This is a genomic window from Streptomyces bugieae, from assembly GCF_036352915.1.
Taxonomy (GTDB): Bacteria; Actinomycetota; Actinomycetes; order Streptomycetales; family Streptomycetaceae; genus Streptomyces; species Streptomyces endophytica.
The window spans coordinates 1-487 of sequence record NZ_JAZBJP010000103.1; the positions used below are offsets into that span (position 1 = coordinate 1).

Consider the following 487-nt stretch of genomic DNA (forward strand, 5'->3'; position numbering starts at 1 on the left):
GGTTCGGCCATCGGCCAGCACTGGATGTACGACGGCAAGCACGTGCTGATCGTCTTCGACGACCTCTCCAAGCAGGCCGACGCCTACCGCGCCATCTCGTTGCTGCTGCGCCGCCCGCCGGGCCGCGAGGCATTCCCCGGCGACGTCTTCTACCTCCACTCTCGTCTGCTGGAGCGTTGCGCCAAGCTGTCCGACGAACTCGGCGGTGGTTCGATGACGGGTCTGCCGATCATCGAGACCAAGGCCAACGACATCTCGGCGTTCATCCCGACCAACGTCATCTCGATCACCGACGGCCAGTGCTTCCTGGAGTCCGACCTGTTCAACCAGGGTGTGCGACCGGCCGTCAACGTCGGTGTGTCGGTGTCCCGCGTCGGTGGCGCCGCGCAGATCAAGGCCATGAAAGAGGTCGCGGGTTCGCTGCGTCTGGATCTCTCGCAGTACCGCGAGCTGGAGGCCTTCGCGGCCTTCGCCTCGGATCTGGATG

1 pseudogene is annotated in these 487 nt (G+C 65.3%); it reads left to right on the forward strand.

Annotated elements, in window-relative coordinates:
• Nucleotides 1-487 (forward strand): annotated as a pseudogene (locus V2J85_RS40375) (F0F1 ATP synthase subunit alpha); the annotation flags it as partial.